Below are 26,613 nucleotides of genomic sequence, written 5' to 3'. Positions count from 1 at the left end.
CCGAGTGGGCTGCTGGAGTAACCGAGTGGGCTGCTGGAACAACCGAGTGGGAAGCTTCGGTAACCGACTGGGCTGCATCGAGTACTCGAGTAGGAAGAGGACCGAAGTGAGTGACGGGGGAACCGACCTGCCGATCGAGGCCACGCCCGACATCGACATGGTCGACACCGAGAATCCGCGCGAGGACAAGCAGCTCAAGCGGCGCATTCGCAGGATTCGCAACCCCTTCGGTCCGTCCGATGCCGAGGTCCGTGCCAATGTGGCCGGCCAGGCCAGTGCCGACGCCGCCCTCGCATTGCAGATCGAATCCGAGGGTGCGATTCCGCGGGATCTCACCGCTGCGGCCTTCTTCGACGTGGACAACACCATGGTCCAGGGCGCGTCGATCATCCACTTCGCTCGCGGGCTGGCCGCTCGCAAGTACTTCACCAGCGGCGACCTGGCTCAATTCGCTTGGCAGCAAGTCAAATTCAGGGTCAGCGGCAAGGAGAACAGCGAGGACGTGGCCAGCGGCCGAGAAAAGGCGCTCTCGTTCATCAAGGGTCGTCCCACCTCCGAACTGACCACGCTCGGCGAAGAGATCTACGACGAGGTCATTGCCGACAAGATCTGGGCCGGTACTCGTGCTCTCGCGCAGATGCACCTCGACGCCGGCCAGCAGGTGTGGCTGGTCACGGCCACTCCCCTGGAGCTGGCTCAGATCATCGCCAAGCGGCTCGGCCTCACCGGGGCACTGGGAACCGTCGCCGAGAGCACGGACGGGGTGTTCACCGGCCGCCTCGTCGGAGACATCCTCCACGGCATCGGCAAGGCGCACGCGGTGCGCTCGCTCGCGGTCCGTGAAGGCCTCAACCTCAAGCGGTGCACCGCGTATTCGGACAGCCACAACGACGTTCCGATGCTCTCGCTGGTCGGCACCGCCGTGGCGATCAATCCCGATCCGGACCTGCGTGAGCTGGCCAAGAACCGGGGCTGGGAAATTCGCGACTACCGCACCGGACGCAAGGCCGCCAAGATCGGCGTTCCGACGGCGTTGGCCCTGGGCGCAGTGGGCGGCGGACTCGCTGCCGTGGTCGGCCGTCGCAAGGCTTGACCCATCCGGTCAGAGCGTCAGCTGCATCAGGGTCAGGTCGAGCCATCGGCCGAACTTGACGCCTACTTCCGGCATCTGCCCGACGGTGGCGAAGCCGAATTTCTCGTGCAGCGCGATCGATGTGGTGTTCTCGGACTCGATGAACCCCACCAGCACGTGCACGTCGCTTGCCCTGGCCCGCTCGATCAATTCGCTCAGCAGCGCACTGGCCAGGCCCCGCCGATAGAAGTCTCGGTGGATGTACACCGAGTGCTCCACCGAGTGCCGGTAACCGCTCTTGACCCGCCACTGCCCGTAAGACGCGTATCCGGCCACCCGGCCGTCGACCTCGGCGGTGAGGACGGGGTATCCCGCGGCGATGCGGCCGTCGAACCACGCCGTGCGATCGGCGAGGTCCACCTGTTCCTCGTCCCAGATGGCAGTCGTGTTGGCGACAGCATCGTTGTGGATGTCGAGAATCTCGGGCAGATCGTCGGTGGTGGTGTCGCGAATGTGCACGGGCACAGGATAACCCGTGCGTTCACCCCAGGAAGACGTTGCGCCTCTTGGCCAGCAGTCGATACAGCGTGTGCTGGATGGTTTCGCGGACTTGGTCGGTCAGCTCGAAGAGAACCATCGGATCCTCGAACGCGGTCGCGTCGTACGAGTCGGTACGAATCGGCTTGCCGAACTCGATGTACCACTTGGACGGCAACGGAATAAGTCCCAGCGGACCGAAGTGCGGGAAGAACGGTGTGACCGGAAAGTACGGCATACCCATCAGTCGAGCCAGTGGCGCGATGTCGCCGATCTTCGGGTAGATCTCCTCCGAGCCGACGATGGAGCACGGGATGATCGGTGCCCCCGTTCGCAGAGCCGCCGAGACGAACCCGCCACGGCCGAATCGCTGCAATTTGTAGCGCTCACTGAACGGCTTGCCGATGCCCTTGAAGCCCTCGGGAAACACCGCTGCCAGTTCGCCGGTACGCAGCAGTCGCTCGGCATCGGGGTTGCACGCCAACGTGTGCCCGGCCTTGCGGGCGATGGTACCGACGCCGGGCATCTCGAAAGCCATGTCGGCGGCCAACATTCGCAGCGGACGATGCGCCGGATGGTGATCCCGCACCGCGACCGACGCCATCAACGCGTCGACCGGTACCACGCCTGCGTGATTGGCGACGACGAGTGCGCCGCCGTCCGACGGGATGTTCTCGAGGCCCTTGACTTCGACGCGGAACCACTTCTCGAACAGCGGCCGCAGCAGCGGAAGCCAGATGGCGTCGGCGAAGTGTGGGTCGTAGCCGAACTCGTCGACGCTGTAGTCGCCGGCCAGACGCCTGCGCACGAACTCGGCAACGGAAGAGATCTGGTCCACGACAGCGGTCTTGGTGTCGTCGATCATCGAGAGCAACGGAGTCGGGATCGCCGCCGCCGGAACGGGCGCGGCTGCGGGGGCGGGGTCGAGCAGTGGCGTCGGCTCACGCGGCTCGGTGTAGGCGGAGGGGTGCCGTTCGCGCGAACCCTGAGACGCACGGACCGAGCGGCCACCGTGCAGCGGAATCACTTTGGCCACTTCACTCACCCGTCCCTCCCGAACCGTGCACTCTGTCCGACGTCAGCATTCTGTCCGAAGTAAGCATTGTGTCCGAGCTACGCAGCGATGCCAGCGCGCGCGCCGTGGACGCACCGGTATCGACAGCCGAGAGCAGTCGATTCTCGATGCCGTCCACCCACTCGGTTCTGATGACCGGGCGCAATGCAGCGCCGCGGACGAAGTCGTCGAATGCCTGAACCGTTGTCCACCGCGGCTCGAAGCCCAGGACCGAACGCATCCGAGTGGTGTCGAGGCCACAGCCGAAGTGGAAGTAGTCGAGTTGTTCGGTGGTGAATTCGCGCATCATGCCGCCCATGAGAGCGCGGCCGACACTCTTGAACAGTGGAAACGGAACCGGCACCTGCACGCGTCCGGCCCGGCGGATGGCCTGCGAGAGCATGATCGTGCCGTCGGCACCGATGTTGAACGTGCCCGCCGGACCACCGATGGTGGCGCGCTCGAGCGCGGCGAGGGCGTCTTCTTCGTGCAACAACTGCATACGTGCATCGCGGCCGATGATGCTCGGGATCAGCGGCGAGGTCAGGTACCGCGAGATGGTGCCGTTCAATCGTGGGCCGATCAGCGGTGCCATCCGGAGGATCGACACGGCGATGTCCGGTCGTCGACGGCCCAGTCCGCGAACGTAGCCCTCGATGTCGATGGTGTCCCGCGCGTACGCACCGCTCGGTGGGCGTCGGGCGCTCATCTCCTCGGTGAACTTCACCGGATCCTTCGCGCTGCAGCCGTACACCGAGGACGACGACCGCAGTACCACCTTCTCCACCGTCGGGGATTTCTGGCACACCGCGAACAGCTGCATCGCGCCGATCACGTTGAGGTCTTTCATCGTGGCGCGGCCGCCGGATTTGGGGGGCTTGGCCACGGTGGAAGCATGTACGACGGTATCCACCCCGGCATTTCGAATCACTTTGCCGATCAACGGGTTTCGGATATCTGCACGAACGAACTCGGCACGGCCCATGCGTCGGAGCAGATCCTTGCTCGGCGACAGCGCATCGACGGCGATCACCCGCTCGATCTGAGGGTTCTGGGCCAGTCTGGTGACGAGGTATCCACCGAGAAAACGACTGGCCCCGGTCACCAGAACTACTCGGGGCGCGGCAACACCACGATCGCTCGGACTCACTGCGCACCCCCAACATCGGCTCCGGCCCAAAGCCTACTGGATCGATGGGCAGACGCGAGGGTAAGAAGCGAAGCCCACGTTCGAACGCCAGGAGGCCCGCCACCGATGGTGACGGGCCTCCTGGTGAAAGCTATGCCGGCAGAGTTACTTGCCGAGTTTCCTGCGCTGCACGCGGGTACGACGAAGCAGCTTGCGGTGCTTCTTCTTCGACATGCGCTTGCGACGCTTCTTGATCACTGAACCCATGCGGGTGTCCTCACGTTCTTCTCTAGCGTTTTCGCGCACGCCGTTTGCGTACGCCTACCTGACAACCAAGCCCAACAGAGCTGCGGTTACCGAGCTGGCGCTGGGGCCACGTACTCGCCCACGGCTGCACACCGGCTGGCTGGCACGACGAGCGCCAATCCTACCGGTCCGAACCGGCACTTACGAAACCGGCCCCGCGTGCACTACTAGCCTGCGTCGAAGTACGAGGTCTCGAGATAGTCGTGCACCGCCTTGGCGTGCACACGAAAAGACCGACCCACTCGTACAGCGGGCAATTCTCCGCCGTGTACCAGCCGGTACACGGTCATTTTCGAAACCCTCATCAACGTCGCCACTTCAGCGACAGTGAGGAACTGCGTTCCGGCCAGAGCCGGTTGACCGTCCGGGGACGAACCCTTGGACGGCTTGTTTATAGACGCCATCAATCCACATACCTCCGGCACGTCTCATGCGGCAGGCTTCCCCTCCTGCCGAACAGACACGCACGTGCTGCCCCCGAGCCTATAGGGACAGATGGGGTTACTGCGACGGGAGTGGGGAAAAGATTTTTCAATCCGCTGTGATGCCCATCTCAATCGATCGGGCGTTGGCAGCACCGAGAGCATCGAAAAACGCTGCTCGGAGGCCATTTCGTTCCAATTCTCGCACTGCTGCGGCCGTCGTACCGCCCGGCGAGGTCACGGCGTATCTGAGTTCGTTCGCGCTCTCGTCGGACCGATCCAGCATCGCCCCGGCCCCCACCATCGTCTGAATCACGAGCGCCGACGCCACGTCGCGCGGCAATCCCAGGCCCACTCCCGCGTCGATCATGGACTCGGCGACCAGGAAGAAATAGGCCGGACCCGATCCGGATACGGCCGTCACGGCGTCGAGCTGATGTTCCTTGACCACGACGACCTTGCCGACGGCCGAGAGGATGGAACGGACCAGTTCGAGGTGCTCGGCGCGGGCGTACTTGCCCGGTGCCAACACGCTGACGCCCTCCCCCACGAGCATCGGGGTATTGGGCATGACCCGAACGACCGGGAAGCCGGCGGGGAGCTTGGGCTCGAATTTGGTGGTGGGGACGCCTGCGGCCAGCGAGACAATCAGTTGTTCGCGATCGCCGTCGAGCTCGATCTTCGTGATTTCGGTCAGCGCGGTATCGACGTCGGCCGGCTTGACCGCCAGCACGATCACGTCGGCACCCTCGGATGCATCGGCGACGGTGGTGGTCAGTACGCCGAATTCCTTCGCGATTTCCTTGGCGCGGGACTCGGATTTCTCGGCGACCACCAGATCGCGCACTGCGTGGCCGGACTCGAGGAGTCCCGCAATCAACGCCTCGCCGATCCGTCCGCCGCCGATCACTGCAATTCTCGTCATGCGGCCAAGCCTGCCATGTCAGTTCGAGCGCGGCACCATCGCCAACTGTCGGCTCTGCACCACGACAGCACCGGTCGAGTCGAGGATCACGTGGTCCTCCTCGAACCACGTGCTGCCGATGACGGTGCTGGTCGCAGCCACGCGCAGCCACCCCGGTGCCGGACGGCGCCGAAGGTAGGTCGTCAACTGCACGGTCGGAGCCCAACCGAACATTCCGCGGTTCATGGTCACCGGAGCGGAGATGTCCCCGGCCATCAGTGCGAACAGCACGGCCGTGTCGACGTCGGCCTCGTCGCCCGCGAAGGGACGCACCCACAATCTGATCTCCGCCTCGCCCTGCTGACCGGTCAGGAAGGACGCCGACGACGCATCGATACGCATCTCACAGCCCTTGGCGACGTGCACGATGGAGGCCATCGGGTGATCGCCCGCCACCGCGAGGGTCTCTGCGGGAGGCTCCACGGCCATCTGCGCCAGCGACGTCGGCGTCTCGTGGTGCGGGTTCTCGGAATCCGGTCGACCGAGCGTCACCACCGCCCGCACGGCAACGCGTCCGGCCTGCGTGAGTTCGACGTCCACATGGGAGACCTGGCGGCCGCGCTTGCGCACCACCGTCGTGAGCGCGACCTCGCCGGGATCTGGAGCGGCAAGGTAGCTGACGCTCACCGCCAGCGGCTGGATCTCGGCCTGCTCCGGGTCGGTCAGGACGATCTGCTGACGCGCTGCCGCGGCGCACACCGCGAGCATGGCCCCGCCATGCACCTTGGGACCGATGGTCCAGGTGGAGTCGATCGCGCCGGCGAACGACGCAGTGTCGGCAGTGACGTCGAGCGCGGTCAGGGTGGTGGCGGCCTTGAAAGGGCTGGCAGAACTCATTCCCGACAACTTACCGGCGGCCTCAGGACAGGTGTGCGCGGGCGAACTGCAGTGCTTGTCCGAGCATCGAGGAACGCTCGGGGACCGTCCGCGCGTTCTGCGTGTTGATCTCGATCACTGCCTGACCGTCGAAGCCGCGGCGCACGAGTTCGGTGCACACCTCCGCGCACGGCTGACTGCCGTGCCCGGGGATCAGATGCTCGTCGACGGACGCGCCTCGGCCGTCGGCCAGATGCAGGTGCGCGAGGCCATCGCCCATCCGATCGAGCATCTCGAGGGCGTCGGAGCCTGCGGTGGCCGTGTGCGAGAGGTCGAGGGTGTAGTGACCGTGGCCGACATCCGTCGGGTCGTACGACGGGGAGAACGCCGACAGGGCTGCTCCCGGGCCACCCCGTCGTTCCAGTCGCTGCGCAGATTTCTCCTTGCGTCCGAAGAGTCTGTCGGCACGCATCGGAAACATGTTCTCGACGGCGACCACCACGTGCGAGTTCGCCTCCAGTTCCGCTACCTGATCGGCGAAGCCCTCGCTGTACTTACGTTGCCAGCGGAACGGCGGATGCACGACGACGGTAGCCGAACCCAGTTTCTCGGCCACCTCGACCGATCGCGCCAGTTTGGCGATCGGATCCGAGCCCCACACCCGCTGCGAGATCAACAGGCACGGCGCGTGAATGGCCTGCACCGGGATCGAATATTCCCGCGAGAGTGCGGCCACCGCGTCGACGTCCTGGCTGACCGACTCGGCCCACACCATCAGCTCCACGCCGTCGTAGCCGAGTTCGGCTGCGTAACGAAACGCCGCCTCGGTGTTCTGCGGGTACACCGAGGCCGTGGACAGGCCTACGTGTATTCGCTGCGGTGCCATTCGGTGTCAGCTCAGCCGGTACTGAGCTGGAAGGCGAGCGGACCGAGCGTCACGAACACACCCACGGCGATCGCGATCACGATCGATATCAGGTCGTCGGTGCGTCGCAGAATTCTCACCACTGCGACGAGACCGACGATCACCAACACCGACAGCACCAGGGCGACCCACGGAAGTACGTCCCACAGTTGCTCGAAGCCCTTGAACAGCAGCGCGCCGACAACAACGGCCACCACGGCCTGGCCGACGAGCACGAGCCACTGCCGAACGGCACCGCCCTTGCCCTTGGCGGCCGAAGCACGGCGGCCGGATCGGGTCCCCGGGCTCGCGTCGGCCTCCGGTTCCGCAGCAGTGTCGTCCTCTTTGTCGCGCCCTGTATTCGTCTCGACGAGATCGACGGCCTCGGTGGCAGCGGATGTCGCAGGTGCGTCGGTGGACACGACCTTGCCGGTCGCGTCGGATTCCGTATCGTCGGTGCGCGCAATACGCGGAGACACCACCGTCTTGGCGACGTCCTCGGCGTCGAGGACCGCTGCTCGCGGGGTGACGTCGGTATCGGTCTCGGCCACCTCGACCTGGCGCGGCGCTGCGAAGCCAGTGGGCTTGCGGTTCCGTCCCTGTTCGGCTGCGGTCGATCCGTACGGCTGCCTGTTCGGCGTGGTGGGTGCAGCCGGGCGTTGACCGCGCTCGGTGTCGTCGTGCGACCGGTTCAGGAGGTCACCGGCGACCGTGGTGGAGCCGGACAGCAGTTCGGGCTCGGGCTGCTGCTTCTCGCGCTTACCGGCCGGTTGAAACGCGGACGGGCGAGCGCTCTTCGGCCTGGCCGGCTGGGGCCGCGAGGACGGCGATGCGGGCGCGTCGGGTGTCACACGGTCGTCGGGTGTCACACGGTCGTCGTCCGTCACACGGTCGTCGACGGCCTCGACGCGAGCGGCCGGGGGCGGCGCGTCTACAACCGGGGCGATACGGCTGCCCGGCTCGTCACGGACGACCGGGATTTCACCGGTGAGCTCGGCGACGGAAATGCCGCCCTTGACTCCTCGACGACGGCGACCACCCGAACTCAGGTTCGTCTGCTGGCCGTTTCGGGCCAACAGCTCGGCAACCGAGATCTGACCGGTGTCTTCTGGATTGTTCTCGCTCATCTCGAACTCCCCACCAGATCGCCGTCGGTTTCGGTGTCCAGCTTCCTCAAAATCAAACCTTCCCTCAGCGCCCACGGGCAGATCTCGAGTGACTCCACCGACAATGCCCGCATGCTCGCCTCCGCTACCAATGCCCCGGCCACCAGTTGTGGCGACCTGTCGGCGCTGACGCCTTCCAATTCTGCACGGTCGGCGGCCGTCATCCGCGATATGAAGGCTATGAGTTGCCTCAAGCCGCTCGCGGTGAGCGTCCGCGTCACCCTCGGACCGGCCGCGGAGGGCGCGGCACCGGTCAAGCGAGCCAACGAACGGAATGTCTTCGACGTTCCCACGGCCCGGTCGGCGTCGCCGGCTGCGAGCAGCTCCTTCGCTGGGGTCGCCAATTCCGCGTCCAGCCAGTCACGGAGAACCGCGATACGACGCTTGCCCGGTGGATCCTCGTCGAGCCAATCGCGGGTGAGGCGACCGGCACCGAGCTGCAGAGAGAACGCGACGTCCGGATTCTCGTCGCTTCCGCTGGCCAGTTCTAGCGATCCGCCGCCGATGTCGAGTCCGAGGATGCGGCCGGCGCTCCAGCCGTACCAGCGTCGAACCGCGAGAAATGTCAGCCGCGCTTCGTCGACGCCGGAGAGGGTCTGCAGGGTCACGCCGGTTTCGGCGAGTACTCGCGCCAGTACGTCGTCGGAGTTGTAGGCGTCTCGCACTGCGGAGGTGGCGAATGCCATCAGTTCACTGCAACCCGACCGTTCGGCGATGGCGGCGAACTCACGAACCTCGTTCACGAGGCGATCCGCGCCCACCGGGGTGATATTTCCGTGCGCATCGGTGTTCTCGGAGAGGCGCAGCGTCGCCTTGCTCGAACTCATCGGGGTGGGGTGAGCGCCGCGGTGGGCGTCCACGACAAGCAGATGCACCGTGTTGCTACCGACGTCGAGCACCCCTAATCGCACAGGTCCACGGTACTGGGTCTAGCGTCGTCGTTTGTGACAGCAGGTCGTGAGCAGCCACCGTTCGCTGCAGAGGTCGAGATGGATTTCCCGCGAGAGTGGGTCGAATTCCCCGATCCAGATAATTCGGAACACCTCATCGCCGCCGATCTGACGTGGCTCCTGTCCAACTGGACCTGCGTCTTCGGCACTCCGGCATGCCAGGGAACCGTCGAGGGCAGGCCGGACGACGGATGCTGCTCGCACGGGGCATTCCTGTCCGACGAGGACGACAAGCGCAAGCTCGACGAGTCGGTGAAGTTGCTCACCCCGCAGGACTGGCAGCTCATGGACAAGGGTCTGGGCAAGAAGGGATACGTCGAATACGACGATCTCGACGACGAGCAGTCACTGCGAACGCGCCGGTACAAGGGTGCGTGCATCTTCCAGAACCGACCCGGATTCGAGGGCGGGATCGGCTGCGCGCTCCATTCGATGGCGCTGCGCAAGGGCATCGAACCGCTCGAGGTCAAGCCGGACGTCTGCTGGCAGCTGCCGATCCGGCGCACTCAGGACTGGGTGACGCGGCCGGACGGCTCGGAGATTCTCAAGACCACCATCGGCGAATACGACCGACGCGGCTGGGGCGAGGGCGGCCTAGATCTGCACTGGTACTGCTCCGGCTCCCCCGACGCTCACGTCGGCGCGAAGCAGGTGTTCGAGTCCTACAAGCCGGAATTGACCGAGCTGCTCGGCAAAGCGGCCTACGACGAATTGGCGTCACTGTGCAAGCGTCGCCGTGGCCTGGGTCTGATCGCGATCCATCCGGCCACGCGTGAGGCGCAGCGCCGGTAGAGCGGCTTCGCCGCAGGTGCACGGAAATTCGTAGCCCACTACGAATTTCCGCTCACATGCCGCAGGCTCTACCCCTCGAGCTTGTAGCCCAGACCCCGCACGGTGACGAGATGCTCGGGCTTGGCCGGGTCTGCCTCGATCTTCGAGCGCAGTCGCTTCACGTGCACGTCCAGCGTCTTGGTGTCACCCACGTAGTCGGCTCCCCACACCCGGTCGATCAACTGTCCGCGGGTGAGCACTCGACCCGAGTTACGCAGTAGGTACTCGAGCAGGTCGAATTCCTTGAGCGGCAACGTGATCTGCTCGGATCCCACCATCACCACATGTCGTTCGACGTCCATTCGCACCGGGCCGGCTTCGAGCACTCCGGTGTCGACTCCGCCGTCGACCTCGGCGTCACTGCCGCGGCGGAGAACGGCGCGAATACGCGCGATGAGCTCGCGTGCCGAGTACGGCTTGGTGACATAGTCGTCCGCTCCCAGTTCGAGCCCGACCACCTTGTCGATCTCGCTGTCGCGTGCGGTCACCATGATGACGGGAACGCCTGAGCGCGAACGCAATTGCTTGCACACATCGGTGCCGCTCATCCCGGGGAGCATGAGATCGAGCAGCACGATGTCCGCTCCGGCGCGGTCGAATTCGGCCAGGGCCGATGGTCCGTCGCCGACGACGGTGGCGTCGAACCCTTCTTTGCGGAGCAGGAAGGCCAGTGGATCGGCCAACGACTCTTCGTCTTCCACGATCAGAACGTTGGTCACTGATTCTCTCTTTCTGTAACCGCAGCGTCGTCTTCTTCTTCGAAGTACGCGGGGATCTGGAGGGTGAAGGTGGATCCGGTGCCCAGCTTGCTCCACAACGAGATGCTGCCGTTGTGGTTGGCTGCGACGTGTTTGGCGATGGCCAGGCCGAGGCCCGTGCCGCCGGTGGCCCGCGACCGAGCTTTGTCGACGCGGAAGAATCTCTCGAAAACGCGTTCCTGGTCCGCTTTGGCGATACCGATTCCGCGATCGGTGACGGCGAACGCGACGTTCGAGCCGCGCAGTGCCCGACTGACCGAGACTGGTGAGCCGTTGGACGAGTAGGCGATCGCGTTCTGGATGAGGTTGGCGAGCGCGGTCACCAGTAGCGCTTGGTCGCCGAGTACTTCGAGTCCGCTCGGGTGATCGGTAGTGACGGAGATCCCGGCGTTCTCGGCGGCGAGCTTGGAGCGGTCCATGGCCTCGTTGACGACGGTGTCGACGTCGACGACTTCCAGGTCGGGCAGCTTCTCGGCCCCCTGCAGACGCGACAGCGCAATCAGCTCGGTCACCATGTTGCCCAGGCGTTTGGATTCGGCGACGACCTTGCCACCGAAGTGCCGAACGGAATCCGGATCGTCGGCGGATTCGAGAAGCGCCTCGGCCAGCAGACTCATCGCACCGACCGGTGTCTTGAGTTCGTGACTGACGTTGGCCACGAAGTCGCGACGCGTGGCTTCCATTCGCACCTGCTCGGAATCGTCGTCGGCGAAGAGCACCACAAAACGTCGGTCTTCTTTGCTGAGCAGGCGCGCGACGCAACGGACGGCGATCTTGTCGCGTCCCGGTCGCGGGGCTTTGGAGCTGAGATCGACTTCGACGGGATTCCCGTCGGACAGCACCTTAGTCGCGGCCGCCCAGGCGCGTTCGTCGATGGAACGGTTACGCACCAAACCGAGCTCCTCGGCCCGCGGATTCGACAGCACGACGTCGTGAAACTGATCGACGACGGCGATGCCGCTCTCCGACGCGAGCACGATCAGGTCCAGTACCTGCGACATCGTCAAGCCGGACGTGGCGCGGCGACGCTCCGAGTGCCGAGTGTTGAGGTACGGAATAAGAACACCGCCGACGAGGTATCCCACGAAGGCCGCGGCAATTGCCAGTAGTACGGCCGATGCGACACTCACACCGGAATCGTACGTTCGATGGACAGCTCACATACGCAGGGTGCAGGCATTTCCCTGGTCGTCATAGTCCTCGTCGGCAGTGTTCTTCGTTCGTTCACCTGCAGTTTCGACAAACTGCCGGTTTGTGCGCGGTGGAGTTACTTACCACCCTGGTTTGCCACGGCAGCCGCACCTGCGGCCGCTGCTTCCGGATCGAGGTAGGTGCCGCCCGGGTTGGTGGGCTTCAGCTTCCCGTCGACCTCGGTGAGGTCGTACTGCAGTGGGATGCCGGTGGGAATGTTCAGTTCGGCGATGTCCGCGTCGGAGATCTCGTCGAGGTACTTCACGAGCGCGCGCAGTGAGTTGCCGTGCGCGGCGACGAGCACGGTCTTGCCTGCCTTCAGGTCGGCGACGATCGTCTCCTCGAAGTACGGGATCAGCCGCTCGACGACGTCGGCGAGGCATTCTGTCAACGGAACGCTGTCCAGATCGGCGTATCGGGGATCTGCATCCTGGCTGAACTCGCTGCCGACCTCGATGGCGGGCGGCGGGGTGTCGTAGCTACGACGCCACAGCATGAACTGCTCGTTGCCGTACTTGTCCTTGGTCTCGGCCTTGTTCAAGCCCTGCAGCGCGCCGTAGTGCCGTTCGTTCAGACGCCAGTCGCGTACGACGGGAATCCAGTGGCGGTCGGCCGCGTCGAGCGCGAGGTTCGCGGTGCTGATCGCGCGACGCAGCAGCGAGGTGTACAGCAGGTCGGGCAGTACACCCGCCTCGGCGAGGAGCTGGCCGGCGCGCTTGCCCTCGGCCTCCCCCTTCTCGGTCAGTCGCACGTCGACCCAGCCGGTGAACTGGTTGGACGCGTTCCATTCGCTCTCGCCGTGGCGGAGCAGAATCAGGGTTCCGATACTCATGCGATCAGTTTCTCATGTTCCACTCTGGGGAGTGGAGCCTGCGGAACGACCTAACTCTGGGGGGTCGAGTGGCCTGCGTGCGACGAGCGCGCCGACGACCACGATCATGACGACGGCGGTGAGAGTGATCGGGATGGGAATGACGGGGTCGAACAGCACGAGTAGTGCGCCTGCCGGAACTGCGATGTTGACGACGCGGTCCGCGTGGGCTCGGATGGCGATCAGCCAGACTCCGAGGACGAATATCGCGATCGGAACCGTGACGGTGAACGAGGCGGCGACGTCGCCCAGCTTGCTGTGTTCGGTGAGCACATCGATCTCCACCTCGATGCCGGCCGAGAACGCGCCTGCGGCCGCGAAGATGAAGTAGTGCGCGTAGCCGTAGATCAGCGAGTTGCCGAACTTTCCGATAGCCCGGTGATGCGGCGGCCAGAAGTAGATCCACCACAGGCTCGCGGTGACGACGAGGGTGAGGACGGAAATCGAGACCAACGGTGCCAGGGCGGTCTCGTCGTGCAGCGCTTCGATGATGGCGTTGGCCGATGCAAGCAGACTTTCGCCGAGCAGAATCAGCGTGAACAGCCCGTAGCGCTCGGTGATGTGGTGCGGATGCCATGGCGTCGAGCGACTGCGTTCGGCGATCAATGGAACCGACATCTCCGCAGCTGCCAGGACGAAGAACAGGACGACGGCCACCGTGCCGTCGAACAGCAGCAGCCAGAGAATCCACAGAACCTGCACTCCCGCAATGCCTATCGCGTACGACAGTGCAGTCTTCCTGTACTCACTCGACCGAGACGCTCGAACCCACTGCGTCACCATGGCCACGCGCATCACGACGTAGCCGAGCACCACGATCGCAAAGTTCTTGTCCACGAACGCCGATTCGACTCCGGCGGCGAGCACCAGCACACCAGCCATCTGTACGACGGTCAACGTCCGATACAGCCAGTCGTCGGTATCGAAGGACGTGGCGAACCACGTGAAGTTCATCCACGCCCACCAGATGGCGAAGAACACGAGCGCGTAGCTGAGCAGACCGTCGGCAACGTGGTTCTCGGTGAGCGCGTGATGGAGCTCCACCGCAGCGATACTCACGGCCACGACGAACACGAGGTCGAAGAACAATTCGAGCGGACTCGCTGCACGATGTGGTTCGTTCGGATCACGCGGCCGCATCGGCACCAGACGCCCAGTGGAGAGATTCACGAACGCAGACTAAGTCATGCAGGGCGATTAGTTGCGGGACCTCACACCCTTTTTGCCGACCGCGCGCCGGGGTTCAGGGCATAACAGGGGTGGGAGGTCGAGAAAAAGGGTGTGAGGTTGCGGGCCTACTCCCCCAGAGCTGATCCGATACCGCCGATCCGAGCTCCGACACTCTGGTCGACAGCGTCGGTTTCGACGAAATAACGGCGAAAAACAGAGCTCATCAATTCGATGACCTCGATGTGCTGACGGATGACAACAGCGGCCGAGCCTTGTTCGCCATCGGCCAGTCGCTTGAACTTCGCACCCAACATCTGTGCTGACGGAAGAGTGCCATATGCGTCCGTGTCGACCAACCACTTCGTCTTCTCCAGCATCAACTCGAGGTGCAAGACGTAATCTGCGCACACTTTGTCGCACTGAGACGCGACGCCCTCCGGGATTTGCAGCTGTCCCGAATCAGCCTGCGCAGCCAATCCCCGCCAGGTCAGCATCGCAGCCCCAAGTTCATTCGGCCCTGATTCCACAGCAGCTCCTCACTATCGGCTCGATGGTGGTAACAACGGGCGGAGCGCTCTTCCAACCCGCTCGACCTCAACACATGGATCGCCCTGCGGCTCGCGTGAAGCACGCCCGTCGAGAATGAAGTAGACGATCCCCCCGACCACTTCGTACGCGACACCACAGCTGACCTCGTCGTAATTGGCGGTTCGCCGAAACTGCACGGCACCAGCGTTGTCGACTTCGGCAAACTCGCCGAACTGATCGTTTCCTTTCAGGTACGCGAGATCGTGGTCCGAGGAGAACACTCCGAGGAAGTACCAGGAACCTGGATCGGGGTTCCTCCAGGAGCAGATCATCCAATCGGTGGAGATCGGCCTGTCTCCGACCAACGTCGACGTCTTGCTCCCCACATCCAATCCCGCCGCCTCGACGGCACTGTCCGGGATGGTGCACGGATCCCAGGGCTCAGCCGCGATCGGCGCAGCAATCGCCGACGTCGGCGGCTCAGCCGCCCGCGCATCCGTCGTCGATTCACCACATCCGGCGACCAGCACCATCACGCCGGCCACACCCGTCACCCAGCACCGCGTTGCACTCACACCTGGTTGGACGCGGCGTACATCGGCCCGGTTCCACGGCGACCTCACACCCCTACTACCGACTGCGCGCCCCCGCTCACTTCGGAGCAAGGGCGCGCAGTCGACAAAAAGGGTGTGAGGACACCACCGACAGGTGATCAACCGCAATTCGACGGTGCCGGCTCACCTCGGAATCGTGCGTCCACGTAGGCGTAGGCCTCGGGCAATCCGACCAGCGAACCACTGAAGTGCTCCGCCAACGGGTAAGCCCGGAACTGAACGGTGGCACCCGCTGCGCAGTAGCGATCGACCGTCTCCTTCACCGGCGCGAACGGGGTGATGAAGTCGTTGATGCCGTGCCAGATGTACACCGGCGCCGTGGGGACGCCTTCGTAGTCGACGAGACTGTTCTTCTTCAATACGGCCTGCGCAGAGGGCAGCGATGCGATGTCGACTTTGGACAGATCTCTCGCGCTCTTGAACGCTCCGCCGATGATGATGGGGCGCCGGCATTCGTTGCTGACGCGATCTCGTAGTGCCAGGCCCGCCGCATTCAAGTTCTCCGAGACGGGGAACTCGGTCGGGTATTCGCGCTCCAGTCCCAGCGACGCCGCGAGTGCCATACCGAAAGCGGGGTGCGGAATCGCGCTGTAGCCCAGGTTCTTTGCGATCAATCCCAGGTCGGCGGGCGTTCCACCGTGCACGCTGGCCACGATGTTCAGCTCGGGGGCGTAGGTGGGTGCCATGGCACCGGCCCATGATGTTGCCAGCGCACCGCCGGAGTAGCCCAGCAGAGCGACGGGGCTGTCCTTCAGCGGCAACTGCTCGAAGTTCTGCACGGCGCGAACACCGTCGAGAGTCAACCGACCTTCGTACTCGGCAGCGCCGTAAGCACCGGTCGGTCCGAGGTAATCGGGCACCGCCACCGCCCATCCGCGCGCGACCATGCCGACGTACAGGCTCGGAGACTCACCGATCTCGTACGTGAATAGACCGTGCGACGGTGCGCATTTGACGCCCAGAGCATTGATGACAGCCTGATACGACACGAGCGGCGTTCCCGCACCTCTACCTCGCGGCATCAGCACGGTGGTCACCGCAGCAACGGGAGCACCGGCGGAGTTGGTCGACCGGTACTTGAGCTGCCAGATGTCGGTGTTGGGGTACATCCAGGCGTCGGCGCGACGGCTGGCGAGGATGTCACCCGGTGCGTGATCGGCAATGTCGGCCGGTGCCGCATAGAAGACGTCAGGATCGGGGGCAGTCGGCGCAGGAGCAGCCGAAGCTGTTGCGCCCGTTGCGAACAGGGACGCGCAGAGCGCCACCAGAATGGAAGCCAGGGCAAAAAGTTTTCGGATCACGGCGAGCCTTTCGGAGTAAGCAAATCGAAGTGTCACGGCACTGTGTTCATGGGCACTGTGGGCAAGGAGAATTGGTTGATCGGATCCGTCGAGGAGAAGGTGACGTCCGCCGGGCCGGGTCCACCGGCGAAGGACGGATCGGACGCGGTGATGTCGACGCCGATGCGATGGCCGCGGTCGAATCGATGGACGATGCTGGGGAGCGAGATCGTCACCGGTTCTGCGGATCCGGTGAGGACGGCGGGTGCAACGAGCCCGTGAATGGGACTCCGTGCACCGTTGGGTGCGATGTCCAGCACGGTGACGAAGACCGTCGCAGGCCCGGACGTCGTGGGGCTGATGGACAGCTCGGGAGCGCCGACGACGTCGACCGGTTCGGCCAGCGGCGCGGTTGTCCAGGTCGCTGCGGAACCTGGTAGCGAGACCCGAGGAACGGGAACCTCTGCGGCGATGTTCGGTAGCCCCACTGTGGTGTGCACCGGCGAACCCGCATCCCGAATCGTCTGCGTCCAAGCATCGTTCGTGGCAACACCCTCGGACAACGTGCCGTCTGCCACTGCGAATGTGCGTCTGGCACCAACAGGAAATGTGTCCGATTCCTCGTAGGCCGGCGACGCGACACCGCTGTAGGGCACCCAGTCCCGGAAGTAGGTGAATGCCGGCCCCGGGTCGACGTCACGATCCTTGAGGTGTCGGTCGAGCCAATTGCCCACCAGTGCCGCTTCGTGCTGATTGAACGGGTCGGGGGCCTTGATGTCGAATTCTCCCGGATAACCTTTCCGATCGTTGTGCCCCCACGAGTGCCAGACCATCGACGTCTCCACTCCGCGCGCCCGCAGAGTCTCGAACGTTGCGGCTGCTTCGTCGAGGCTGAACAGTGAATCCTTCTGGCCCTGCGTGAGCAGAACCGGAACGTCCACTCGATCGAGATAGTCCACGGGTGAGACGTGACGCATCGCCGCCAGCGTTCCCGGGTCCGGTTCGCGATTGGCAGCGAAGGCGGATGCGGCGTCGCACACCCACTGGGCGTAGTTCGGGCACCCCTGTGCCCGCGCCGGATCGGCTGCGTACCCGCCCGGGCCGGTGAGAATGGCACCGGCCGCCAGAAAAGCCGAACCGAACACGCTCTTGACCGGGCCGACCGACCTACGCCCGGCTCCGTCCGGGGCCAGCGAACGAGCCAGGTCGTTCCACGTGATCATCGATGCGACGGTATCGAGTCGAGAATCCACCGAAGCTGCCGCCAATCCCGTTGCGCCGGCGTAGGAACCACCGAGATAGCCGACGCGGGGGTCCTGCGGAGCATCGAGGCTGACCACATCCAGAACAGGGGCTTCGACGGAGAGCGCGGCGTCGGTGAACACGCCTTCGCTGTCACCGGCAAGGTACCCGATGAGGTCCGACGCCGCCATGCCGTCGTAATCGGGATCGGCGAAAAATATCTTGCACGTCGAGCCACCGAAACCCAAGGCGGAGTACGATAGAACTACGTAACCGTGGGTCGCGAATCTCGCCGCGGCACCCGCTTGGTCGTCCTTGGATCCGCCGAACCCGTTGCTGGTCAGGATGGCCGGGGCCCGGTTGTTCGGTCCCAGAGCGGTCGGGACGTAGATGTCGCCCACCACGGTGCAGTGTTGATCCCGATCCGGACCCACCGCGACGTCGAAATATCGAGTCTGCACCGAGAAGTCGCCGAACGATTGCGGAGCCAACACCGGAAGGTCCGCGGCATGAGCAGGCGCGGCGGCCACGACCAGAGCGGTCGCGGTGACACCGACGACCGTCGAGAACAACTTCATCGGACGCAGTTCGTCGGCGGTGCGACACCCCGAAACCTGTTGTCCAGGAATGTAAGCGCGGCAGGAAGACCCTCGAACGCCGCCTGAATGTGCTGCGGGGCATGTACGACGTCGAATTGCAGCGTCGCGCCACTCGCGCAGTATCGCGCAGCGGTGTCACGCAGGGCCCCGATCGGAATCAAGGGATCGTTGTCGCTTCCCCACAGAAACGTGGGTGCAGTCGGCACACCGGAGTACTTGACCAGGCTGTTCTCGTCGATGATCTGCTGCGCCTCCGGACTGTCCACCAACGACGTGGTGGTCGAGACCGCCAGTGCACTCTTGAAGGCTCCGGTAGCGAGGATCACCGGTGTGCACGCATTCGAGACCTGATCCTTCAACGCCAGACCGGTGGGATTGAGCTGAGCCGTGATCGGTAGACGGTCGGGGTACTCGCGTTCGAGTCCGAGAGCCGCGGCAAACGCGAGCCCGAATGCCTGGTGCGGTTGGAAGCCCAGCGCGCGGGCGATGTTGTCCAGATCGGCCGGCACTCCTCCGGCAGCGGCACCGACGATATTCAGCTCGGGTGCGTAGCTCGGAGCGAGCGCTGCGGCCCACGCCGTCGCCATTCCGCCGCCCGAATATCCGGCCATTCCGACCGGACCGGCCGACAGCCCGAGCTCGGGGACACGCTGCGCGGCACGAATGCCGTCGAGGGTGATCTGACCACCGAGCTTGGCTGCGCCATAGGCACTTTTGGGACCGAGGTGGTCCGGAATTGTGACCGACCAGCCACGCATCAGGGCCAGGTTGAGGAATTCACGCTCCTGAACACCGGTCGTCGGATCGGCCCCGAACAGCGATTCCGACGGCGCGCACTGCAACCCGAGCGCGTTGACGAACGGCTGATAGGACAGCAGAGGCCCACCGGGTGTGCGGTTCGCCGGCGCGAGAACTGTGGTCACAGCGGCGATCGCGTCGCCCCTGGAGTCGGAGGATCGGTACTGGAGCTGCCAGATGTCGGCCCCGGGGTACAGGGGACTCGAAAACCGCCTGTTCGCAACGACATCACCGTTCGCGAAACCGGACAGATCCGGTACCGACGCGTAGAGCGTCCCGGGGACCGGTGCCGGGTCGGTCGGCGCGGCAGATGCGTGTGGCGCGGCGACGAACAGCATCGACATCAGCCCGACGACGGTCGTCAGGGTCAAGAGGGTGCGGCGCATGATGAAAGCTCTTCTCGATTTCCATTGGGCCCGGGCCAGTCTTCGGACCGGGGAAGTCTCACGTCGATGTTCGGATCGGAACTTGTCGTTCGGGGGCCCGGCGGTCACGGTGACCTCCGGGTTGCTGTCAAAGGCTTGTGGACGCTCTCGGCGGTGACTCGGATGCCGGGCGGCAGTGCCATAGCGACAGCGGTGGCCACGGCCATCGTCGCTGCGAGCCCGAACAGCACCGTTTGCTGCGCGGCCAGATGATCCGGTGCCGCGGCCTGTACGGGAAGCAACGCGAAATACACGGCACCGGCGACCGCAGTACCCACGGCCGACCCGACCTGCTGGACCGTCGGCATGATCCCCGACGCGGAACCGATGGCGTCCGGTGTCACCCGGGCCACGATGGTGCTCTGCAGCGGAGCGATCACCGATCCGAGGCCGGCGCCGACCAGAATCAGCGGGACGGTCATCGGCCACGGAAAGCCGGGGCGATCGAGGTAATCGACGGCGCTACCGAGGACGAACAGAGATGCGCCCATCGTCGCTGCACCTCCTGCCACCACGCGAGAGTCCCAGCGGCGGAACGCTATCGGCGCGGCCAAGGACGCCACGATGGCTCCGAGAGCAAAAGGAATCGTGATGGCTCCCACCGTCGTCGCACTGTCTCCCAGTCCGGTCTGCAACGTCACCGACATCGTCAGCACGAATCCGGTGAAGGTGCCGTACACCAGCGCCGAGACGACGCATCCGTACGCGAACCCCCGCTCGGCGAAGACTCGGGTATCGACCATCACGTGTGCACCCGCCGCGGTTCTGTGCCGTTCCCACATCGCGAACAGGACCAACAGAACCAAGCCGATGCCGAGCGCGGGTACCGCGTCCATCGGGCGCGAGCTCGTCACGATGGGGTACACGATCGACACGGCACCGATCGACCACAGGGCAACCCCGATGGGATCGAAGAGGCCGGCCGACAGCGCGTGCCCGGAACCCGCGGAGACATATCGCCGAGCAAGGACGATTGCGGCAATCGAAATCGGAACGTTGACCAAAAATAGTGCGCGCCATCCTGTTCCGAGGATGTCGAGGTGAAGTAGGACCGCGCCGATTGCCGGTCCGGCCAGACCTGCGAGCCCTGCCGTGCCGCCGTACAAGGCGAATGCAGTGGTACGCCGTGACCCGGAGTAGGTTGCGGTCACGATGGCCACGGTCTGGGCCGACATGGCCGCGCCCGCAATCCCTTGCAGGACACGACCGCAGATCAGCAGCTCGATGCTGGGCGCGTACGCGCACAACACCGACGTCGACGCGAACAGTGCCGTGCCGACGACGAACGTGTTTCTGCGCCCGAACACCTCACCTGCTCTCGCCATCGTGAGGAGCGCGCACGCAAACGCCAGAAGGTACGCCGCTGGTACCCAGACCTGCTGTGCACCGGTCGCGTCGAGGTCTCGGGCGATCGTGGGCAGCGCAACGGTGACGGCCGTGACGTCGATCATCTGCATCGACACGGCCAGCAAACAGGCGCACAGCGTCAGCCACGAGCCGCTGTGTCGTTTTGTCATACCCTGCTGACGTCCGGAAGCTCGAGCGTGCTCGCATCGGGGAGCTGCGGTGCGTAGTCGCCCGATTCGACCACGGCAGTGAAGATCTCGAAGATCTTGGCGAAGTAGAGGTCGATCGACCGATCGGCCTCGTCCGTTCCCGGGTACAGAAATTCGACGCCGGTGTGATCTTCGAATCGATTGATCCACATGAAGACTTCTTCCGAGCTACCTCGGTTTCCGTACAAGCCGGCCCCGGCCGCGTCGAGTTCGGCTTCGCCGGGCAGCTTTCGGACGTCGACGTACGAGATCATCGGAGCGGTCCAGCCCGGTTGCGTGGTGATTCCGTGTTCCGGACCGACCAGTTCGAGAACTCGATGGTAGGAGGTGTTCGCCAGCAGTTTGCCGGAATCGAAGGCCTGCTGAGCCCGGACTGCCAGGGTCAGAAATGTCGGCTGCGAGCCCACTTCGAACTGCACGGGAACGAGGCTCGAAAACCAACCGACCGAGACGAATTCGCCCGGCAACGACCGGGTGCTCTTCGGCGTCAGACCCAGGTAGGTGTCTCGGCCGGCCAACTCGTATTCCGCCAACGCCGCCGCAGCGAAGATGCCTCCGATGAATTTGGCTCCCACTCCCGCGCATGCCGCGTCGACGGCCTGGGCCTTCGCGCCGTCGAACAGCGGGAACGAATTGTGCGACGTCCTGGTGTAGTCGACACTGTTGCGCCCCAACGGAAGTGGGAACGTCGGAAGATCGCCACCGTTGTCGGTCACCAGATCGATCCAGGTCTGGACAGCCGGGGAGTCCAGGGTCGTGGTGTCGCTCTCGGTGCGCTCGCGCCGGCAGTACTCGATGTAGCTGCCCGGGGTGAACAGTCCGTTCGACTCCCCGGTCACCGCGTTGCGATAGAGCTGTCCCAGTTCGTAGTACGTCAGCGCCTGCGAAATACCGTCGGTGTCGAGGTGATCGACGGCTGCGTACACCACGAAATGGTCGTCGTGCTCGATCGTTCCGAAGGAGAAACAGTCCCAACTCTCCGGACCCGGAGTGGTGTCCTGCACGTGGCGGCGGATATCGTCCGCACTCGCGGGCACACCGAAGTCGGTCGGCTCGAGCACGATGTCGTCGACGTCGACGACGTGGCGCACCGATCCGGCCGCCGTGGTCTCGAACCAGCTCGAGAACGAATCATGGCGCTTGACAAACGTATTGAACGCTTGCCCCATGGCCGCGCTGTCCAATTTTCCTTCGATGCGGAACGTGACGAGGCACAGCCTGGAAAAGCGAAACGACGATCCTCGATTGCGGAACGCGGCCTCGAGGTACGCCTGCTGTATGTGGGACGGACGTGCCGGATGAACGGGTGCTACAGCGGCAGCGCCCCGCGAGGCGTCGGTAGGTGACCACGTGGTGAGTGGTCCCGGAGCGGGCGTCCACTCGTCGATGAGTCCGAATGCAACCACGACACAACCTTTCGAGAGGGAGAGATACGACGCAACGCAGTGGGGTGCGTCGGAGGGGCCAGTGCATCATTCGAGCGAGACGGACAACACCCCACAGCGCGGCATTTTGGAGAAACGACAAAAATGCCCGGGATATCTGTGTCAGAACTGAATGATCGTCAAGATTGTGGTGGAGGCCAGACAATCGCTCTAACGTCGGACACTCATCGCGCAGACCGAGAACCAGGCTCCGCGCTGCCCCAACGATGTCAGGAACGGTAGATGATCGACCGATACCGCCTGCGTGATGCGACCGTTTCGGCCCTGAGTGTGCTTGCGACCGTCGTTGTTCTCACGTCGGGCACAGCACCAGTGGCAAGTGCCGAGACAGCGTCGTCGGTCGTCGGAATCGAAGGAAACGGGGAACGCCGCGACATCGTGCACGTGCATTCGGCGGCGATGGACCGCGATATCGTCGTCGACATCTTTCGAGCCGTGGAACCCGGTGCACCGACCCTCTACCTGCTCAACGGCGCAGCCGGCGGCGACGGCGGCAGCAGCTGGTTCGATCAGACCGACATCGCGGGCTTCTTCGGTGACAAGAACGTCAACGTGGTGGTACCACGGGGTGGCGCCGCGAGCTACTACACCGACTGGTTGCACGACGACCCGGTGCTGGGCCGAAACAAGTGGTCCACGTTTCTCGGTCTCGAACTGCCGCCGTTGATGAACGCAGTGCTCGAGAGCAACGGCGTCAATTCGGTCGCAGGTATCTCGATGGCCGGGACGTCGGTTCTGCAGTTGGCCATCGCCCACCCGTCCGTGTACCGCTCCGTGGCCTCGTACAGCGGATGTGCACGAACCAGTGACCCGGTCGGCGAGATGTACGTCAGGTCCGTGGTCGAGGCGCGCGGCGGTGGATCCACCGCGAACATGTGGGGTCCCCCCGGTTCTGCCGCCTGGATGGACAACGACCCGTACGTCCACGCCGAAGGCCTGCGCGGAGTCGCGGTGTACATCTCGAGCGGAACGGGAGCACCCGGCGCGTTCGATGTCCCCGGCGCGCCCGGCATCGGTAGTGACTACGGCAAGCTCGCCCAGCAGGTTGCCGTCGGTGCCGTCATCGAGGCGACCACCGATTCGTGTTCGCATCAGATGAAGCAGCGCTTGCAGGAGCTGAACATCCCTGCCACCTACAACTTCCGCCCCAACGGAACCCATTCGTGGGCCTATTGGCAACAAGACCTGCACGACTCGTGGTCGGTGATCGCGCCGTCGATGGGATTGCCGACCGGTACCTCCTGAGCCGTGACTTCCAGCGATGACGAAGGAAACTCGATGAGCCGAACCGACACCGTGGGCACTCCTGCTCTTGCCGCAACCTGGGCCCGTTCGCCGTGGCCGCTCGCCGACATCATCGCGGCAAAACGCGGGCGAACTATCTCGGTCGTCCTTCCCGCCCTCGACGAGGAGGACACCGTCGCGGACGTCATTGCCTCCATGACTCCCCATCTGGGAAGTCTCATCGACGAAGTGGTCGTCCTCGATTCTGGATCGACCGACCGTACGGCTGTTCGGGCGCGCGCGGCCGGAGCCACGGTCGTCTCCAGGGAAGAGGTGCTCCCAGGCCTACCCGTCGTCGGCGGAAAGGGAGAAGTCCTGTGGCGAGGAGTAGCGGCCACCTCGGGCGACATCGTGGTGTTCGTCGACTCGGATCTGGTCGAGCCGGGCTCGCACTTCGTGCCGTCGCTCGTCGGCCCGCTGCTCATGCACGAGGGCGTCGAACTGGTCAAAGGCTTCTACCGTCGGCCGCTCACGATCGGCGACAGCACCGACGAGGACGGCGGCGGACGCGTCACCCAGTTGACGGTGCGGCCCCTGCTGACGGCATTGCGCCCGGAGCTGGCCGGCGTCTTCCAGCCGCTGGGCGGCGAGTACGCCGCCACCCGCCAATTGCTGGAATCTCTGCCCTTCGCCCCGGGTTACGGCGTCGAGATCGGACTGCTGCTCGATACGTATCACCGTTCGGGTGCGGGCACTATCGGTCAGGTCGGACTCGGTACGCGCCGCCATCGCAATCGGCCGACCTCCGAGCTGGCCGTCATGAGTCGCCAGATCATCGCCACCATGTTCTCGCGGTTGGGACTGAGCGACTCCGGTGCCGGTTTCACCACCTTCTCGACCACGGGATCTCAGCTCTCGATGAGTGTGGCACCGCTGTCCTCGGTCGACCGCCCACCGCTGATCACCGTCGAAGACTACAACCGCCTCACGCGACGCCCAGCCATGAGTGCACCCGCCTGACCCGCCACGGCACACCTCGTAAAACGTAGCGCCACAACGACAAACACCCCGCCCCACAGCGCGTGGGACAGGGTGTTGTCGTGGAACAGAAACCTATTTACCCGCCTCCGCCGCGCGCAGATCCTTACGGAGGATCTTGCCCGCCGCCGACTTCGGCACCGTGTCGATGAATTCGACGCGTCGCACCTTCTTGTGCGGGGAGACGCGCTCGGCGACGAAGGCGATCACGCCCTCCTCGTCGATCGTGGCACCCTGCTGGAGGACAACGAATGCCTTGGGGATTTCTTCGCCCTCGTCATCCAGAACACCGATGACAGCAGCGTCGGCGATTTCCTCGTGCGTCAGCAGCAGAGCCTCGAGCTCGGCGGGGGGCACCTGGTAGCCCTTGTACTTGATCAGTTCCTTGAGGCGGTCGACGATGTAGACGACGCCCTCGTGGTCCGCGACGGCGATGTCGCCGGTGTGCAGGTAGCCGTCGGAGTCGAGGGTCTCGGCGGTGGCGGTGGGGTTGTTGAGGTATCCCGCCATCACGTTCGGTCCCTTGACCCACAGCTCGCCGGGCTTGCTCAATCCCTCTGTGGGCAGGTCGATCTCCTCGAGCGTGCCCGGGTCGACGAGCTTGTTCTCGGTGTTGGCCAGTGGCTGGCCCACCGAGCTCAGCGGCATGTCGTCGCGATCGAACGGGATCGCGTGGCTGACCGGGCTGAGCTCACTCATGCCGTATCCCTGACGCACGCGCGTGTTCAGGCGGCGGGCGACGGCCTTGCCGAGTTCCTCGTCCAGCGGGGCCGCGCCCGAGAAGATGGTGTGCACGCTGGACAGGTCGTACTGATCGATCATCGGATGCTTGGCGAGCGCGACGGCCACCGGCGGGGCGATGAACAGGTACGTCAGCTTCTGGTCCTGAATGATGCGAAGGAACTCGACGAGGTCGAACTTCGGCATCGTCACCAGATGCGCACGCAACTTCAGCGCGATGTTGAGCAGCACCGTCAGGCCGTAGATGTGGAAGAACGGCAGCAGCGCCAGGATCGCGTCGTCGCTGTCGATGCCCACCCGCGGTTCCATCTGTGCGACATTCGCGACGAGATTGCGGTGAGTGAGGATGACGCCCTTCGGCACACCCGTCGTACCGGAGGAGTACGGCAGTACGGCGACGTGTGTGGCCGGATCGAACGAGACCTCGGGGGCAGGCGCGCCCTGGGTCAGAAGATCGCGCAGATTCGGGTGGCCCTCGGCACCGTCGAGCACGATGACGTGATCGGCGTCGATGCCTACCTTGTCCGCGGCCGCTTTCGCCTGCGGGTACAACGGCGAGACGGTGAACAGGAACTTCGCGCCCGAGCCGGTGAGCTGCTTGGCGATGTCCTCGGCCGTGTACAGGGCGTTGATCGTCGTCGCGGTTCCGCCTGCGCGCAGGATGCCGTGCAGCACCGACGCGAACGCGGGGACGTTGGGCGAATGCAGTCCGACGACGTCGCCGACCTCGAGTCCGCGCGCGGCGAGCGCACCTGCAATGGCGTCGACCTGGCCGATCAGCGTCTTGTAGGTGGTGACGTCACCCGACGTGCCGTCGATGAGCGCCGGCTTGTCGAGATCGGACTCGGCGATGGAGCCGAACAGGAAGTCGTAGACGCTGAGATTCGGGATCTCGACGTCGGGAAAGGGACTGCGGAAGCTCATGGCTCTCCTTCGAAAAACTGCGGCAACAATGACCGAACCTTACAGTGAAAGCGGTCAC

Annotated in this window: 26 protein-coding genes; 4 read left to right on the top strand and 22 right to left on the bottom strand. The window is 64.6% G+C overall.

What is annotated here, in order from left to right; all coding sequences use genetic code 11:
• The first annotated feature begins 157 nt into the window (after positions 1-157).
• Positions 158-1,093, top strand: a complete 936-nt coding sequence (locus ASG84_RS00820; protein ID WP_235581499.1) for an HAD family hydrolase — start codon at positions 158-160, stop codon at positions 1,091-1,093.
• Between the two features lie 9 nt (positions 1,094-1,102).
• On the opposite strand, the gene ASG84_RS00815 is transcribed toward ASG84_RS00820, so the two are convergent.
• The 10 genes from ASG84_RS00815 to ASG84_RS00775 all read right to left on the bottom strand — a co-directional run bounded on the left by ASG84_RS00815 (position 1,103) and on the right by ASG84_RS00775 (position 9,281).
• Positions 1,103-1,591 (bottom strand): GNAT family N-acetyltransferase, encoded by a 489-nt coding sequence (locus ASG84_RS00815; RefSeq protein ID WP_057475483.1) that lies wholly within the window; start codon positions 1,589-1,591, stop codon positions 1,103-1,105.
• Positions 1,592-1,613: 22 nt separating this feature from the next.
• Positions 1,614-2,654 (bottom strand): lysophospholipid acyltransferase family protein, encoded by a 1,041-nt coding sequence (locus tag ASG84_RS00810; protein ID WP_057475155.1) that lies wholly within the window; start codon positions 2,652-2,654, stop codon positions 1,614-1,616.
• Positions 2,647-3,813: an NAD-dependent epimerase/dehydratase family protein gene (locus tag ASG84_RS00805; RefSeq protein WP_235581477.1), complete on the bottom strand. Its 1,167-nt coding sequence runs from the start codon at positions 3,811-3,813 to the stop codon at positions 2,647-2,649. Before ASG84_RS00805 ends, ASG84_RS00810 begins: the two co-directional genes overlap by 8 nt.
• A 144-nt stretch (positions 3,814-3,957) precedes the next feature.
• Positions 3,958-4,059, bottom strand: a complete 102-nt coding sequence (locus tag ASG84_RS26760; RefSeq protein ID WP_003402602.1) for a 30S ribosomal protein bS22 — start codon at positions 4,057-4,059, stop codon at positions 3,958-3,960.
• A gap of 206 nt (positions 4,060-4,265) precedes the next feature.
• A complete protein-coding gene (locus ASG84_RS00800; RefSeq protein ID WP_008713658.1) occupies positions 4,266-4,502 on the bottom strand; it encodes a helix-turn-helix domain-containing protein in 237 nt (78 codons plus the stop codon).
• Positions 4,503-4,629: 127 nt separating this feature from the next.
• Complete coding sequence (gene proC / locus ASG84_RS00795; protein WP_057475153.1) at positions 4,630-5,445, bottom strand: pyrroline-5-carboxylate reductase; 816 nt, start codon at positions 5,443-5,445, stop codon at positions 4,630-4,632.
• An 18-nt stretch (positions 5,446-5,463) separates the two neighbouring features.
• Positions 5,464-6,321, bottom strand: a complete 858-nt coding sequence (locus tag ASG84_RS00790; RefSeq protein ID WP_057475152.1) for a thioesterase family protein — start codon at positions 6,319-6,321, stop codon at positions 5,464-5,466.
• 22 nt (positions 6,322-6,343) lie between these two features.
• The gene (locus ASG84_RS00785; RefSeq protein WP_057475151.1) at positions 6,344-7,186 is read right to left on the bottom strand and encodes a sugar phosphate isomerase/epimerase family protein; all 843 of its coding nucleotides are present in this window, start codon (positions 7,184-7,186) and stop codon (positions 6,344-6,346) included.
• Between the two features lie 11 nt (positions 7,187-7,197).
• Positions 7,198-8,331 (bottom strand): hypothetical protein, encoded by a 1,134-nt coding sequence (locus ASG84_RS00780; RefSeq protein ID WP_057475150.1) that lies wholly within the window; start codon positions 8,329-8,331, stop codon positions 7,198-7,200.
• The gene (locus ASG84_RS00775; RefSeq protein WP_057475149.1) at positions 8,328-9,281 is read right to left on the bottom strand and encodes a Ppx/GppA phosphatase family protein; all 954 of its coding nucleotides are present in this window, start codon (positions 9,279-9,281) and stop codon (positions 8,328-8,330) included. Before ASG84_RS00775 ends, ASG84_RS00780 begins: the two co-directional genes overlap by 4 nt.
• Positions 9,282-9,359: 78 nt before the next feature.
• Here ASG84_RS00775 and ASG84_RS00770 point away from each other — a divergent pair, with 78 nt between their 5' ends.
• On the top strand, positions 9,360-10,112 hold the full coding sequence (locus tag ASG84_RS00770) for a hypothetical protein (RefSeq protein ID WP_057475482.1): 753 nt from the start codon (positions 9,360-9,362) through the stop codon (positions 10,110-10,112).
• Positions 10,113-10,180: 68 nt separating this feature from the next.
• Here ASG84_RS00770 and ASG84_RS00765 read toward each other — a convergent pair whose 3' ends face one another.
• From ASG84_RS00765 to ASG84_RS00715, 11 genes are all read right to left on the bottom strand, one after another.
• Positions 10,181-10,870 (bottom strand): response regulator transcription factor, encoded by a 690-nt coding sequence (locus tag ASG84_RS00765; RefSeq protein ID WP_057475148.1) that lies wholly within the window; start codon positions 10,868-10,870, stop codon positions 10,181-10,183.
• Positions 10,867-12,039, bottom strand: coding sequence for a sensor histidine kinase (locus tag ASG84_RS00760; protein WP_057475147.1), 1,173 nt, complete (start codon positions 12,037-12,039; stop codon positions 10,867-10,869). The genes ASG84_RS00765 and ASG84_RS00760 overlap by 4 nt, the downstream gene beginning before the upstream one ends.
• 137 nt (positions 12,040-12,176) lie before the next feature.
• Positions 12,177-12,932 (bottom strand): phosphoglyceromutase, encoded by a 756-nt coding sequence (locus tag ASG84_RS00755; RefSeq protein WP_032380367.1) that lies wholly within the window; start codon positions 12,930-12,932, stop codon positions 12,177-12,179.
• A 12-nt stretch (positions 12,933-12,944) separates the two neighbouring features.
• Positions 12,945-14,111 (bottom strand): low temperature requirement protein A, encoded by a 1,167-nt coding sequence (locus tag ASG84_RS00750; protein ID WP_057475146.1) that lies wholly within the window; start codon positions 14,109-14,111, stop codon positions 12,945-12,947.
• 155 nt (positions 14,112-14,266) lie between these two features.
• Entirely contained in the window at positions 14,267-14,668 is a 402-nt protein-coding gene (locus tag ASG84_RS00745; RefSeq protein WP_082520710.1) for a hypothetical protein, read from the bottom strand.
• A gap of 12 nt (positions 14,669-14,680) precedes the next feature.
• Complete coding sequence (locus ASG84_RS00740; protein ID WP_156399332.1) at positions 14,681-15,214, bottom strand: DUF3558 domain-containing protein; 534 nt, start codon at positions 15,212-15,214, stop codon at positions 14,681-14,683.
• 167 nt (positions 15,215-15,381) lie between these two features.
• Entirely contained in the window at positions 15,382-16,581 is a 1,200-nt protein-coding gene (locus ASG84_RS00735; RefSeq protein ID WP_442970895.1) for a lipase family protein, read from the bottom strand.
• A 35-nt stretch (positions 16,582-16,616) separates the two neighbouring features.
• Entirely contained in the window at positions 16,617-18,383 is a 1,767-nt protein-coding gene (locus ASG84_RS00730; protein ID WP_057475143.1) for a CocE/NonD family hydrolase, read from the bottom strand.
• On the bottom strand, positions 18,380-19,588 hold the full coding sequence (locus ASG84_RS00725; RefSeq protein WP_057475142.1) for a lipase family protein: 1,209 nt from the start codon (positions 19,586-19,588) through the stop codon (positions 18,380-18,382). The genes ASG84_RS00730 and ASG84_RS00725 overlap by 4 nt, the downstream gene beginning before the upstream one ends.
• 104 nt (positions 19,589-19,692) lie before the next feature.
• Positions 19,693-21,144, bottom strand: coding sequence for an MFS transporter (locus tag ASG84_RS00720; protein ID WP_057475141.1), 1,452 nt, complete (start codon positions 21,142-21,144; stop codon positions 19,693-19,695).
• Positions 21,141-22,589, bottom strand: coding sequence for a condensation domain-containing protein (locus ASG84_RS00715; protein ID WP_057475140.1), 1,449 nt, complete (start codon positions 22,587-22,589; stop codon positions 21,141-21,143). Before ASG84_RS00715 ends, ASG84_RS00720 begins: the two co-directional genes overlap by 4 nt.
• A 261-nt stretch (positions 22,590-22,850) precedes the next feature.
• Between ASG84_RS00715 and ASG84_RS00710 the strand changes: the two genes are divergently transcribed.
• Together ASG84_RS00710 and ASG84_RS00705 are read left to right on the top strand one after the other, a co-directional pair.
• Positions 22,851-23,873, top strand: a complete 1,023-nt coding sequence (locus ASG84_RS00710) for an alpha/beta hydrolase (RefSeq protein ID WP_057475139.1) — start codon at positions 22,851-22,853, stop codon at positions 23,871-23,873.
• 33 nt (positions 23,874-23,906) lie between these two features.
• Complete coding sequence (locus ASG84_RS00705) at positions 23,907-24,872, top strand: glucosyl-3-phosphoglycerate synthase (protein ID WP_057475480.1); 966 nt, start codon at positions 23,907-23,909, stop codon at positions 24,870-24,872.
• Positions 24,873-24,965: 93 nt separating this feature from the next.
• On the opposite strand, the gene ASG84_RS00700 is transcribed toward ASG84_RS00705, so the two are convergent.
• Complete coding sequence (locus ASG84_RS00700) at positions 24,966-26,555, bottom strand: AMP-binding protein (RefSeq protein WP_057475138.1); 1,590 nt, start codon at positions 26,553-26,555, stop codon at positions 24,966-24,968.
• Between the last annotated feature and the right edge of the window lie 58 nt (positions 26,556-26,613).

The sequence above is a fragment of the Rhodococcus sp. Leaf278 genome (genome assembly GCF_001426085.1).
Lineage (GTDB): Bacteria > Actinomycetota > Actinomycetes > Mycobacteriales > Mycobacteriaceae > Rhodococcoides.
The sequence above is the reverse complement of the archived record's forward strand: the minus strand, read 5'-3'. Positions and strand labels throughout refer to the sequence as shown.